The 13,395-nt window shown below is 66.0% G+C and carries 10 protein-coding genes; 5 read left to right on the top strand and 5 right to left on the bottom strand.

Annotated elements, in window-relative coordinates:
• The first annotated feature begins 2 nt into the window (after window positions 1–2).
• On the top strand, window positions 3–1,997 hold the full coding sequence (locus H5J25_RS15565; protein ID WP_225883174.1) for a M3 family metallopeptidase: 1,995 nt from the start codon (window positions 3–5) through the stop codon (window positions 1,995–1,997).
• Between the two features lie 46 nt (window positions 1,998–2,043).
• A complete protein-coding gene (locus tag H5J25_RS15570; protein WP_202096423.1) occupies window positions 2,044–3,474 on the top strand; it encodes a mannitol dehydrogenase family protein in 1,431 nt (476 codons plus the stop codon).
• A gap of 24 nt (window positions 3,475–3,498) precedes the next feature.
• Here H5J25_RS15570 and H5J25_RS15575 read toward each other — a convergent pair whose 3' ends face one another.
• The 3 genes from H5J25_RS15575 to H5J25_RS15585 all read right to left on the bottom strand — a co-directional run bounded on the left by H5J25_RS15575 (window position 3,499) and on the right by H5J25_RS15585 (window position 5,795).
• Entirely contained in the window at window positions 3,499–4,491 is a 993-nt protein-coding gene (locus H5J25_RS15575) for a M61 family metallopeptidase (protein WP_202092617.1), read from the bottom strand.
• Window positions 4,488–5,198 (bottom strand): hypothetical protein, encoded by a 711-nt coding sequence (locus H5J25_RS15580; protein ID WP_202092619.1) that lies wholly within the window; start codon window positions 5,196–5,198, stop codon window positions 4,488–4,490. Before H5J25_RS15580 ends, H5J25_RS15575 begins: the two co-directional genes overlap by 4 nt.
• Before the next feature lie 123 nt (window positions 5,199–5,321).
• Window positions 5,322–5,795, bottom strand: a complete 474-nt coding sequence (locus tag H5J25_RS15585) for an Lrp/AsnC family transcriptional regulator (protein ID WP_202092621.1) — start codon at window positions 5,793–5,795, stop codon at window positions 5,322–5,324.
• Window positions 5,796–5,923: 128 nt separating this feature from the next.
• Here H5J25_RS15585 and H5J25_RS15590 point away from each other — a divergent pair, with 128 nt between their 5' ends.
• Both H5J25_RS15590 and H5J25_RS15595 read left to right on the top strand, forming a co-directional pair.
• Window positions 5,924–6,877, top strand: a complete 954-nt coding sequence (locus H5J25_RS15590; protein WP_202092623.1) for an ornithine cyclodeaminase family protein — start codon at window positions 5,924–5,926, stop codon at window positions 6,875–6,877.
• Window positions 6,877–8,949: an amidohydrolase family protein gene (locus H5J25_RS15595; protein WP_202092625.1), complete on the top strand. Its 2,073-nt coding sequence runs from the start codon at window positions 6,877–6,879 to the stop codon at window positions 8,947–8,949. The genes H5J25_RS15590 and H5J25_RS15595 overlap by 1 nt, the downstream gene beginning before the upstream one ends.
• A 10-nt stretch (window positions 8,950–8,959) precedes the next feature.
• On the opposite strand, the gene H5J25_RS15600 is transcribed toward H5J25_RS15595, so the two are convergent.
• Together H5J25_RS15600 and H5J25_RS15605 are read right to left on the bottom strand one after the other, a co-directional pair.
• Entirely contained in the window at window positions 8,960–10,471 is a 1,512-nt protein-coding gene (locus H5J25_RS15600) for a S10 family serine carboxypeptidase-like protein (protein WP_225883175.1), read from the bottom strand.
• A gap of 23 nt (window positions 10,472–10,494) precedes the next feature.
• Window positions 10,495–11,727 (bottom strand): aminotransferase class V-fold PLP-dependent enzyme, encoded by a 1,233-nt coding sequence (locus H5J25_RS15605; RefSeq protein ID WP_225883176.1) that lies wholly within the window; start codon window positions 11,725–11,727, stop codon window positions 10,495–10,497.
• 167 nt (window positions 11,728–11,894) lie between these two features.
• Here H5J25_RS15605 and H5J25_RS15610 point away from each other — a divergent pair, with 167 nt between their 5' ends.
• Window positions 11,895–13,310, top strand: a complete 1,416-nt coding sequence (locus H5J25_RS15610; RefSeq protein WP_202092629.1) for a S10 family serine carboxypeptidase-like protein — start codon at window positions 11,895–11,897, stop codon at window positions 13,308–13,310.
• Window positions 13,311–13,395 lie beyond the last annotated feature (85 nt).

Below are 13,395 nucleotides of genomic sequence, written 5' to 3' on the forward strand. Positions count from 1 at the left end.
GGGTGACCGACATCCTTTTAGACCAATCCGACCTGCCGTTCGGCGCACCGCGCTTCGAAGGCATCCGTGCGAACATGTTCATGCCCGCATTCCGCTCGGGGATAGCGGAGGCGGCGGCGGAGATTGCGGGGATCGTCGCTGACCGCCGTGCACCGGCCTTCGACAATACGATCCTGGCAATCGAACGCGGCGGCGCACGGCTGGCGCGGGTGCGGCGGATATTCTGGACGATTGCATCGGCGCAGGCCGACGACGCCATTCGGGCGATCGAGGGCGAGGTGTCGGCGATGCTGGCAGCGCACGGCACGCGTATCGCGCATGACGCTGGCCTGTTCGCGCGGGTGCAGGCGGTGTGGGACGGGCGGCACAAGGCCGGGCTGGACGAAGCTTCGTTACGGCTGGTCGAGGCAAGCTATCGTGGGTTCGTGGACAGCGGAGCCTTGCTTGACGAGGCGGACAAGACACGGTTCGCGGTGATAGCGACTGAGCTTTCCGATCTTTCGACGCGGTTCGGGCAGAACGTCATGGCCGCCGTCGCCGACTGGTCGATGGTGCTGGACGAAGGCGACCTGGATGGACTGCCGGCACCGCTGCGCGCGTCCGCGGCACGCCGGGCGGAGGCGCAAGGCAAGCCGGGCCGCTATCTGCTGACGCTGGATCGCGGTGATGCGGAGGCGTTGCTGACCTTTTCCACGCGTCGCGACCTGCGCGAGACGATGTGGCGCGCCTTCACCACGCGCTGTGACGGCGGCCCGCACGACAATCGCGGGATCGTCGATACGATGCTGGCGCTCCGGCATGAGCGGGCAGGCCTGCTCGGCTATGCGAGCCATGCGGACTATGCGCTGACCGACAGCATGGCGAAGACGCCGGATGCGGCCGCGGCTTTGATCCACCGGCTCTGGGCCCCTGCTTTGCCGCAAGTTGCGGACGAGCAGGCGGAATTGCAGCGGCTCGCGGATGCGGACGGCATCGGAATCGCGCCCTGGGACTGGCGCTTCTACGCTGAAAAGGTGCGGCGCGACCGCTATGCGCTGGATGGCGGCGAGGTGAAGCGGCACCTGACGCTCGACCGGGTGCGGGCGGCGGCATTCGCCTGTGCCGGGCGGCTCTATGGGTTGAGCTTCACCTCTCGCGAAGATTTGCCGGGGTGGCATGAAGATGTCGCGGCCTGGGCCGTGGCGGATCAGCAGGGGCAGCCGATCGGGTTGCTCTACACAGACTATCTGGCGCGGACGGAGAAGCATGGCGGCGCGTGGATGGGGTCGCTGCGCGTGCAGGAAAAGTTGGACGGCGTCGTGCTGCCGATCGCGTATCTGGTCGCCAATTTCGCCAAGGCGCCGCCGGGATCGGATACCGGCCTGTCGCTGGACGAGGCGGCGACGTTGTTCCACGAATTCGGTCATGCCTTGCATGCGTTGCTGTCGGACGTGACCTATCCGAGCCAGGCCGGGACCGCGGTGGCGCGCGATTTCGTCGAGTTCCCGAGCAAGTTCATGGAGCATTGGATCGTCGCGCCGGAAACGCTCGCGACCTTGGGCCTGCCGGACGCGCTGATCGCCGCCATCGGCCATGCGGACGATTTCGGCCAGGGGTTCGCGACGATCGAGTTGCTGGCATCGTCGCTGCTGGATCTGGCGGTGCATTGCAGTCAGGAGCCGCGACCGGATTCGCGCGCGATCGCGGAGGCGATGCTGAAGGCGATCGGCATGCCCGACGCGATCGCTCCGCGACACGGGCTGACGCATTTCACGCATATCTTCGACGGCGGATATGCCGGGGCCTATTACAGCTACATCTGGTCCGAAGTGCTGGATGCGGACGCGTTCGCGGCGTTCGGCGAGGCTGGCGACCTGTTCGATCCGGAACTGGCGGCGCGGTTCAGGCGCGAGATATTAAGCGTGGGCAATTCCCGCGACCCGGCGGAGTCGTTCGTCGCGTTCCGGGGGCGGGCGCCCGATCAAGGGCCTTTGTTGCGGCAACGCGGGCTGGCCTGACGCGAGACAGGTCCCTAATATCGCCCAAATCGAGCGAGATAGGGACCTGATGAGACTGTCTGAAACCGCATTGTCCAGACTGCCGGCGGATGTCGAGCGGCCCGCTTACGACCGTAAGGCGGCGAAGCGCGGCGTCGTGCATCTGGGAATCGGCGCGTTCCACCGGGCCCATCAGGCGGTGTATTTCGATCGCGCGCTCGACTCTGGCGATTTGCGCTGGGCGACCACTGGCGTTTCACTACGATCAGCCGCGGTGCGCGACCGGTTGCAGCCGCAGGATGGGCTGTACGGTGTGGTAGTGCGCGACGGCGACGCGGAGCAGACGCGGATCGTGGGCGCCGTACGCGAGGTGCTAGTCGCGACCGAAGACCCGGCGGCAGTGATCGCGGCGATGGCCGATCGCGACACGCATCTGGTCACGCTGACGATCACCGAAAAGGGGTATAAACTGGACCGTGCGGCGGGCGGACTGTTGTCGGACGATGCCGACGTCGCGGCCGATCTGGCCGCGCTGGACGCGCCGCGCACCGCGATCGGGTTCATCGTGGCGGCATTGGCGCAGCGCCGCGCGCGTAACCTGCCGCCCTTCACTGCGATGTCGTGCGACAATTTGCCGCACAATGGTGCGCTGCTGCGCGCGGCGGTGATCGCAATGGCGCGTGCGCATGACGGCGATCTTGCTGAATGGATTGCCGATGAAGGCGCATTTCCGGCATCGATGGTCGATCGCATCGTGCCCGCGACGACCGAAGCGGATATCGCCGCGCATGCCGCTCAGCTGGGGGTCGAGGACCGAGCGATGGTCAAAACCGAGCCGTTCACGCAGTGGGTGATCGAGGATCGCTTCGCCGGCGAGCGTCCGGATTTCGCGGCGCTAGGTGTGCAATTGACCGATGCTGTCGGGCCGTGGGAGGATGCGAAGCTGCGCCTGCTGAACGGTGCGCATTCGGCGATCGCGTATCTGGGCGGGCTGGCGGGCGACACGTTCGTGCACGAATTCGTCGGACGGCCGGAAGGACGTGCGTTCGTCGAAAAGCTTTGGAACGAAGCGGAGCCGACGCTGTCGCCGCCTGAGGAACTGGACGTCGCGCAATACCGGCGCGACCTGATGGCACGCTTTTCCAACCCGGCCTTGCAGCACCGGACGCACCAGATCGCGATGGATGGGTCGCAGAAGTTGCCACAGCGCCTGATCGCCACGCTGGCCGACCGACGCGAGGCGACCCAGCCGATCGACGCGCTGGCGCTCGCGGTGGCGGCCTGGATGCGATGGCAGGCCGGACAAACCGATTCAGGCGAGCGGTTTGCGGTCGAGGACCCGATCGCCGATCGGTTGGCATCAGCGGATGGCGTGGATGCGTTGCTCGCTGCGATAGGCGTGACGCTGGATCCTGGTGCACGATCCGCGATCGGAGCGTGGCTCACCACATTAGAGCGGGATGGCGCCGCGGGGGCGGTTCGTACGATCGTTTCCTAAACCGCCGCGCCGCGGTTCACCGCGTCACTTCGCAGCCACCCACTGATAGGCGTCCACGGTCGCGCCGCGCGGTTGATAGCGGATCGGGAAGGTGCGTCCATCCCGCTTTACGTCGAGCGTGACATAGGCTTGTTGATCGCCCTGCAGCGCATCCTGCGGGAAGCCGTTGAGGATCTCGTCACCGTCGCGCAGGCCGGCGAGTGCCGCATTGGACCCGGCGACAAGGCCGCGCACGATCTTCGGTTTCGTGCCCAGCGATGCAATGTCGAACCCGAGATCGTACCGCCGGAGCGGCCGGACGACGCGCCGGAAGTGCGGGCCATAGGCATCCGACGGCGGAAGCATGGTTGCCCCGCCGAGCATCGCGTCGAAATCTGCGATCCCCTTCTCACCCAATTCGGCCTTGAGCAGCGACCGGTACAAAGCCTCGTTCATCCGGCCACCGTCGCGGCGCGTGCGGAGCATCGTGCGGACGATATCGTCGAGCGACCTCTTGCCCCCGGACGCCGTGCGGATCTGCGCGTCGACCGCCTCGAAATAGAGCGAGCCGCGGTCATAAGGCAGCACCCGGATTCGGGTATCACGCCAGAAGCCTTCGGGTATCGCAGCATTGGGCGTCGCGATCATGATGTTCGTATAATAGCGCCCCGCTGTCTCGTTCAGATCCTTGAGGAACTCCTCCGCCGAAATCATCCCCGCGCGGAATGGCAGCGTCCGCTGGTAATGCACGGCCAGTCCTTCGCCGAACCACGACCGGTCCAGCCCGCCGGCACTGTCCATCGAACCGTCGAGCGAATTGACCCAGGAGTGCAGCATCTCATGCGCGAGCAGCGAGCGCAGGTCGTCCGGTTTGGACGTGTGATTGAACGTGTAGGCGAAACTGTCGGTCAGGCCGATACCGCTGCCCGGGTTGCGCATGTTGGTCCGGCCGAACACGCCGAAACTCGGCGGGGTGTAGCCGAAAAAGCCGCCATAGAAGCGGTGCAGCGCCCCGGCCCACTCCATCAGCGGCGTCATCGCAAAGGCGGCGTTCCCTGCCAGGCAGCGAAAAAGCCGTCCTTCCCCGGCCCCGCCACCCCCGGGCGGCCGCCCATATAATAAGCGGAAGCGAGTTTCTGCGGAGGCAAGGCCGCGCGCGTGGTGACGTCGCCGACGCCGAAGCTGGATACCCCCGCCCCGTCCTTGCCGTATCCCACAAAGTTCCAGCGAACATCAACGCGGCGCGGCCGGGTGTCGGTTGGCAAGAGCAGGAAGGCCGTTCCCGCGGCAGAGAAGGTCCCGGCTTCCGTCCGCATTTCATATTGCGGCAGGGACAGCGGCGGGGCGGCGGCATCGATCGGTACGCGGTAGCGGACGGTGATGACGCCGTCGACGGCGCGACCGGCGCGCCACTGGCGCTTCGTATTTGACCCGTCCTCCGCAATGTCCTGCGTCGTCACGGCAATCGGGCCGGCGGCGTCGGACAAGGTCAATCCCTGCAGGTCCTTGCCACTGGTGACGACGGTATTGGCCACCATCGAAAGCTCGAACAGCGGTTTGCCCGCGGCCACATGCATATCGTTCGCGACGAGGGTCACGTCGACGAACGGTACATGCCGGGTCGCATCCGGTGCGCCCGGCGCGAGGCGGATGGTCAGCCGGGGGTCATCGGCGGGCGCCGCCGCAGCGGTCAGTACCGCCATAGACGCGATCGCGGGGTACAGGCGCAACACTCTGGCGGTCATGGCGGCTCCTTCGACAAGACCGCCAGCCTATCCGCCTCCATTGGCGAAATCCTGCCCCATCCCGCGGTTCGAACGCCCCGGCGCGCATAGCCTATTCGTACGCAATCCCGGCGGCGGCCCCGCTCATGCAGTCGGCAAGGGTAGCCGGTGGGTACACTTCACCTCCGACAGGGTGGCGATCGAGCGGATATCCTCCACACCAGGGAGACGCAGGAGCGTGCGGAAGGTGAAGTTCTGATACCAGCCCATGCTCGGTGCCAGGACCTTCAGCATCACGTCCATTTCGCCGAACAACGTATAGGCTTCGGTGATTTCCGGTATGTCCTCGACCGCGCGCATGAACCGGTCGCGTTCCTCGTCGGACAGCCGTCCCATCTTCAATTGCGCGAAGATGTACATGCTTTCGCCGAACTTCTCGCGATCGAGCACCGCCACCTGCGCCTTGATATACCCGTCTTCCTTCAGCCGCTGGATCCGTCGCCAGCACGGCGATTGCGACAGGCCGACGCGGTCGGCGATTTCGCTCGACGATTCCGAGGCGTCGATCTGCAGTCGGTCGAGAATCTTGAGGTCGAGACGGTCGAGAGCTTCAGCCATAATTATGCGCTGTTCCGGCAAAATGGGGTTTGGACCTGCCTCCATTCCAGCACGCGCGCGCCCGATCGACAAGCTTTTGCGGATCGGCGGGGCTAGCGTGTGACCCAATGGCTGGCGAAGGACCGGATATGACGCGCGACGAGTTGGCGATATTCGACAGCGATGCGGTGCGCGCCGGTCTGTCCTATCCGGAGTGCATCGCCGTGGTGCGCGACGCGATGCAGGCTTTGTCGGCCGGGACGACGCGCCAGTTGCTGCGCACGATGCTGTCGCTGGGGCCGGGGCGGACCTTCGCGCAGATGCCCGGGGCGCTCGGCGAACAGGACATGTTCGGCACCAAGACGATCAGCGTCTTCGCCGACCCGCAATCGCCCGGAAAGCGCCGCCACCGCGGGCTTATCGTGCTGTTCGAACCGGTCGAGGGCCGCCCCGTCGCGATCGCCGATGCGGAGGAGATTACGCATATTCGCACGGCCGCCGCGACCGCCGTCGCCACCGACGCGCTCGCCCGCCCGGATGCGGGCACGCTGCTGATCGTGGGTACGGGCGGACAGGCACATACGCACCTTCACGCGCTGCCGCTCGTTCGCCGGTTCGACCGGGTGATGATCTGGGGCCGGGTGGCGGACCGGGCCGATGCGCTGGTTGCGGCCTTTCCCCACCTGCCGTGCAAACGTGTGGATGATCTGGAAGGCGCTACGCGTGCCGCCGACGTGATCTGTACACTGACCACGGCCGCCGAGCCGGTGATCCTGGGCGATTGGGTACGGGCAGGAACGCACGTCAACCTCGTCGGGTCGAGCGGCCCCGGCCCGGTCGAGGTCGACAGCGCATTGATCGTCAAGAGCCGCTATATCGCCGACAGCACGGGCTCTGCCCGCGACGCCGCCGCCGAATTCATCGTCGCACGCGATGCAGGGCTAGTCACCGACGACCATATCGTGGCGGAAATCGGCGAGGTATTGCTGGGCCGGGTCGCAGGCCGGACAAACGCCGCGGACATCACCCTGTACAAATCGCTCGGCCATGCGGTGCAAGACCTTGCTGCCGCCGCTCACCTCTATCGGAGTTCGCGGCGTTGATGTTCCGGACGATCCTCGCCGCCGCGCTTGCGGGCACATCGCTGCTCGCGCCGCAGGTTCACGCACAGACCGCCGAGCGCCTTTCGGTGATCGCCAATGGCGAAAAGGTCGGCAGCGTGGAGGCGATCCGCACCGGGGACCATGTCGCGATCCATTACGACGTTAAGAATAACGGTCGCGGCCCGACGATGGACGAGGCGATCGATCTCGGCGCGGACGGGCTACCGCTTCGCTGGACGCTGGACGGCAAATTGACATTCGGCAGCGACGTCCACGAACGTTTCGCGCGCGACGGTTCCGGCGCGCGCTGGACCGACGCAATGGGCGCGCGGCGCGCTCGAGTCCGCGGCACGTCACTCTATGTCGGGCAATCCGCCAGCCCCTGGGCGCTCGGCCTCTATGCCCGTGCCTTGCTGAAGGCGCCGGGTGGAACGTTGTCCGCTCTGCCCGGCGGACAGTTGAAGATCGAACGACTGGGGGCAGCGACGATCGGCGGCGAGAGCTACCGTGCCTTTGCGATCAGCGGGATCGACCTGTCGCCCGAACTGATCCTGCTGGACAAGAACGATGCGTTGTTCGCTGTACTCGGCACCGGCGGCGCGACGGTGCGCGAAGGGCATGAGGGCGACGTCCCTGCGCTGGCCGAACTGGCGACGCGGCTGACTGCGGAGCGGTATGCAGCGCTGCAGAAGAGGTTTGCGCATCGCATCGACGCGCCGGTGAGGATCCACAACGTCCGCGTGTTCGACCCTGTCGCCGGCACGCGGGGCGTACCGGTATCGGTGACTTTCGCCGGGGGCCGGATCACGGGCATCCAGCCGCTGGACGCGCCCGCATCGCCGGGCGAGGCGCTGATCGACGGTGCTGGCGGCACGCTGATGCCCGGACTGCACGACATGCATGCGCATGTCAGCCTGGAGTCCGCTTTGCTGTACCTTGCCGCCGGGGTCACCTCCGTACGCGACATGGGCAATGACAACGCATTCCTGCCCGATCTCATCCGCCGTATCGATGCGGGCGAGGTCGCCGGCCCGCGCATCGTAGCGAACGGCTTCCTGGAAGGGCGCAGCCCGTATTCCGCGCGGCTGGGCGTCGTCGCCGACAGCGAGGCGAAGGCGATCGACGCGGTGCGCTGGTATGCGGCGCGCGGTTATTGGCAGATCAAGATCTACAACAGCATGAACCCCGCCTGGGTCCCGGCGATCACGCGCGAGGCACACCGGCTGGGGATGACGGTGACCGGCCATATCCCCGCCTTCACCGATGCCGATGCGATGATGGGTGCCGGTTATGACGAGATCACACACATCAACCAGTTGATGCTCGGCTGGGTGCTCGATCCCAAGGAGGATACGCGGACTCCACTTCGGCTGACCGCAATGCGACGGACCGCGACGCTCGACCTGGCCAGCCCACGCGTGCAGCGGACGATCGACCTGATGGTGACGGGAAAGATCGCGCATGATCCGACCGCGGTGACGCTGGAGCTTTTGATGGGCGGCCGCGACGGAAAGGCCAACCCGGCAGTCGCGGACTATATCGACCATCTGCCGATCGGCCTGCAACGCCGCCGCCGCCAGGCGATCGCGCCGATCACCGGCCCGGCCGATGCTGCGGCGTATGGCGGCGCGATGGCGAAAGTGAAGCAGGTGCTGAAGATGCTGCATCACCGCGGGATCCGGCTGCTGCCGGGCACCGACGACCAGACGGGGCTGTCGGTCCACCGCGAATTGCAGATCTATGCCGAGGCGGGCATCCCGATACCCGACGTCCTGCGTCTCGCGACGCTGGCGCCGGAGCAATATATGGGCCGCGACCAGCAACTGGGATCGATCGCGCGGGGCAAACTGGCCGACTTCATCCTGCTGCCGGGCGATCCGACGCGCGACCTGCGCGAACTGCACCGGATCGCGATGGTGGTGAAGGATGGCACGATGTATTTCCCGGCGGAAATCTATCCGGCGTTCGGGGTCGAGCCGTTCGCGGCGGCGCCAAAAATGACCAAGCCCGAGAGCGCGCCAGCGGCGGCTGGCGCTGCTCCGTCCCATGATGCGGGCGACGAATTCCTGTAGGCGGGCGCCGTCACCGCCCCGCCACGACGTCCGCCACGAACCGGTGAAGGTCCGCGCTGAGCGCCTTCAGCGCTGCTTCGTCCTCGAATGCGGAATGGCCCGCGGCGTAGCGATGGAATGCCACGCGGTCGGCCGGCACACCGTGCTGCTCGACCGCGAATTGCCCGGCATAGACAGGCGTGGTGATGTCGTAATAGCCGCCCGCCGCGAACATTTTCAGGCTGGGCTCGGCGTCCATTGCGGCCTTCAGATAGGGCGCGAACGACATGGCGCGATAGCTGCCCCCATAGTCCTTGTCCCAGTTCCATTTGAAATTGATGCCGAGGTTCAGGCTGCGATATGCGCTGGGCACCGAATAGCCGAGTTCCTGACGAAGATATGTCTCGATCCCGTTTGCCGTACCGGATCCGAGCGACATGGACGGATCGTCGAACGGCGGGCGCAACTTGCTGTCCGCGATCGCTCGCGTCGCGCGACCGTCGAGCTGGCCGGTCCGCAATCCCTTTGCCGAGAGCAAACCCAGCATGAAGTCGCGCCGATCGAGCCGCAAGTCCTTCGCCTCGATCATCGTCGTCGGAAGGCCGGTGAATTGCGCCATCCGCGCCGCGACGCGGCGTTTTTCTGCGGGAGGAAGGGCCGGCCCTTGCATCAACGCCGCGGCATAGTCGGTCTGCGCGAAACGCAGCGCCGCGTCATACCAGTCCGCGACGCTCCGGCCGCCACGGTCGATCGCATCGTGATACCAGGCCACCGCCGCAAGGGTGGGGAACAGGACGGCGTCGGATACGACCGGGCCGTCGCTGTCGCCGATCGACAAGGACAACAAGACGACGCCGTCCGGCAGCGGCTTCTTCGCCTTCATGGTTTCGTTCAGGATCGCCAGCGCACGCGACGTGCCGTAGCTTTCACCGACCAGCAGCACCGGCGCGCCGGCGCGGCCGTTCACTGCCAGCCAGTGTTCGATCATCGCCGCGACGCCGCGTGCATCGCCGCCGACGCCGAAATAAGCGGAGGCGTCCTTGCCCTTGATCGGCATCGACGCCCCGGTGCCGACCGGATCGATGAACACCAGATCGGCGATATCGAGCAGGGTGAAGCGATTGTCCTCAAGACGTGCCGCATCGCCGGAACTGACCATGCGCCGCGGCCCGAACGCCTGCATGTGCAGCGGCGACGACGACGCGCCCGGCCCGCCGTTGAACACGAACAGCACCGGGCGCTTCGCTCCGCCCTGCACCGGTTCAGCGACATAGGCGTAGCTGACCCCGACGGCGACGGGTGCGCCGTCCGCCCCGGGCATGGGCAATTCGCTGACGATCGCGCGATAGGCGAAACGCTTGCCGCCGAGCGTAATGCGGTGCTGCGTGGTGACCACGCGCGCGCTGGCGGCGTCGCGCGGGATCATCGGCTCCATCGCCCGCAGGAAAGCGGGCGACATCGGGGCATCGCCTTCATCCTGTGCGTGGAGCGCCGCCGGTGCGACGGCGAGCAGCAGCGCGGCGAAGGGAGCGAGACGGCGCATCGGCATTCTTCTTTCGTTCGGGGTCAAACGCGGGGTAGCGCGGCAAGCAGGCGTTCGATGTCGTCCATCGTGTTGAATATGGACGGGCTGACGCGGAAACGATTGCGCGACAGGGTGATCTGCACTTTCGCCGCCTTGAGCGGCGCCGATAGCCGCTCGCGCGCGCCCTCTAGCACGCAGGTGACGAGCGGTGTGCGGCTTTCCGGCGGCGTGACGATGGAATAGCCGAGCGATGCCAGCCCGGCATGCAGGCGTCGCAACATCGGCTGGCGATACGCGGTCATCCGATCCACCCCCACCGCCAGAATGTGATCCAGCGAGTAGTCGAGCATCGCCGAGATGGCGTGTGCGTGGGTGCCACCCGCGAACAGCCCCTCCATATCGCGGCGTGGCGTCACGTCGGCGATCGGGTAATCGACTTTCGTCGCGGGCTGATCGAACGGATAGACGTGCGGGTCGAAGCCGGAAAGCTGGTAATAGCCGTAGCGCGTCCGCCGCAACCGATCGTGCAGGTCGGCGCGGACGTAGAGGAAGCCGAGCCCGAAATCCCCCATCAGCCATTTGTAGCTGGCGCAGGCGGCGAAATCGACATTGCTGGCGCGCACGTCGATCGGGACCGTGCCGGCGGCGTGAATGATATCGGCATAGACCAATGCGCCTTTGGCATGGGCGATGTCGCACACGCGTTTCAGGTCGTGTTCGAACCCGTTATAGGTCGAGACCAGCGACAGCGCGACGAGCCGCGTTCCCGGGACGATCGCGCGTTCGAGATCGTCGATCGCAATGCGGTTGTCGCGCGGACGCAGCCACGTGACCTCGACACCCTGCTTGGCCAGTTCCTCGTACAGATAGAAGGAGCCAAAGAAATGCAGTGTATCGGTGACGATCCGTCCCTTTTCACGGGGGAAGCCGAGCGCGTCGATGATCGCTTGTTCGCCTGCGGTGGTGCTCTGGACGAAAGCGATCTCCTCCGGCGTCGCGTTGATCAGTTTTGCGAAGTTCGCCTTGACCCGACTCTCGACCGCATCGGTCGGGAAATAGCCGTCCATCGTCGCACGCTGTTCGAGATAGGCGCGTGCGGCGTCGCGGGCGCCGATCGGCACCGGATGCATCGTTCCGGAATCGAGATACGTGCCAGGCATCGGCGCGAAGCTTGTCCGGTCGGGCAGAGCCGTCGACGCAGCGGCGGCACGCGTCGCCAGCGGCAGGGCCGCGGCCCCCACCAGCATCGTGCGTCGTGTTACCCCTTCGATCACCTGCGTCCCCCGTCGATCACAGCCTAACGCAACCCAGCCGCATAGTTTTTGCCTCCTTTGGCGCGAGAGAGCGATCATACCCGATCACCGATCGACCGCAGCAATCGAACTGCGCATAAATATGCCGCGGCTTCGACGTTACGCCAAGGCGAAGAGGGAGTGTGGTTATGATCCGCCGGACGGCCTTGACTATCGTGATGCTTAGCGCGCTCGGCATACCGTTTGCGGCAACCGCGCGGACCTGCGCGCCGGATGCCGTCGAGACGCGGCACAGTGCCCGGATCGCCGGCAAGCGGGTTGATTACGTCGCCTGCGTCGGTGCGCTGCCGGTCCGCGTCGGCACTGCACAAGCACGGATCGTCTATACCGCCTATGTCGTCCCCGGACGCCGCAACCGTCCGCTGAGCTTCGTGTGGAACGGCGGGCCGGGGGCCGATTCTCGCACGCTGCAATTCCACGCGATCGGCCCACAGGTTATCAGGAACGGTGCGCTTTCCGACAATCCGGACAGCCCGCTGGCCGTTTCCGACCTCGTCTTCGTCGATCCCGTCGGTACCGGGTTCAGCCGCGCGGCAAGCCTCGCACAGGCCGAGGCGTTCTACGGCACCGTCGCCGACATCGAAGCGACTGCCGCCTTCGTCAGTGATTTCCGCAAGCTTTATCGACGCACCGCCAGTCCGCTCAATCTCGTCGGCGAAAGCTTCGGCACTTGGCGCGCATCGGGCGTGGCCGAGGCACTGATCGATCGGAACGTCGCGGTCGCCGGCGTGGCCCTGATCTCCGGTGGCATTCCGCTTGGCGAGGAGCGAAACGGCGAAGGCCGCCGCGCCTTGTCGCTCGTCAACCGCACCGCCACGGCGTTCGCGCTCGGCAAGCTCTCACCCGATCTGCAACGTGATCAGGCCGCGACGCTGGCCGAAGCGGAGCGTTGGGCCGGAGCGCATTATGCTCAGGCGCTGGCCGATCCCGGCGCGCTGGATGCGGCCGGGCGGGTGACGATCGTCTCCGGACTTGCGCGGTATCAGGGGCTCGATCCTGCCGCGATCGACTCACGAACATTGTGGGTATCGCCGCGCGACTTCCGCACGAAATTGCTTGCCGCCGAGGGCAAGACGCTCGGGATATTCGACATGCGTCAGACGTCGAAAGTGGATAATTCGGACGAGGACGCGATCGCGATCGCCTATTACCGTAACCGGCTGCGATATGCCGCCGGGCGCTATGCGGGTGTGGAAGATCCGGCAGAGGATGTCGGTCGCAACTGGCGGTACGACCAGTCCCCCGTGACGAAGGAGTCGCTGGCCCGCGCGCTTGCCGGCGAAGGTCCGCCGAGCGCATCGCAACCCTGGATACAGCGGGCGATGGGGAAGAGCCGGAGCCTGCGCATCTGGGTAGCGACCGGCCTGTACGATTCGCTCAACAGTTGCGCGGGCAACGAAGCAACCGTCGCAGCACTTCCCGGCGACCTGCCCCGCCGGTTCACGCTGCGATGCTATGCGGGCGGGCACATGATGTATGAGGACCCGCGCGAGACGGGTCGCTTCGGCAAGGAACTCACACGCTTTCTGCAGAGCGGCGCATAAATTTTGCGCGATCAAGGCGTGATCGTGATGTTTCAAACCCAGATGCTGCGTTGAAAGCCAAGCTACGCCGAAAATTGCCCGTCAC

Source organism: Sphingomonas aliaeris, from assembly GCF_016743815.1.
Taxonomy (GTDB): Bacteria; Pseudomonadota; Alphaproteobacteria; order Sphingomonadales; family Sphingomonadaceae; genus Sphingomonas; species Sphingomonas aliaeris.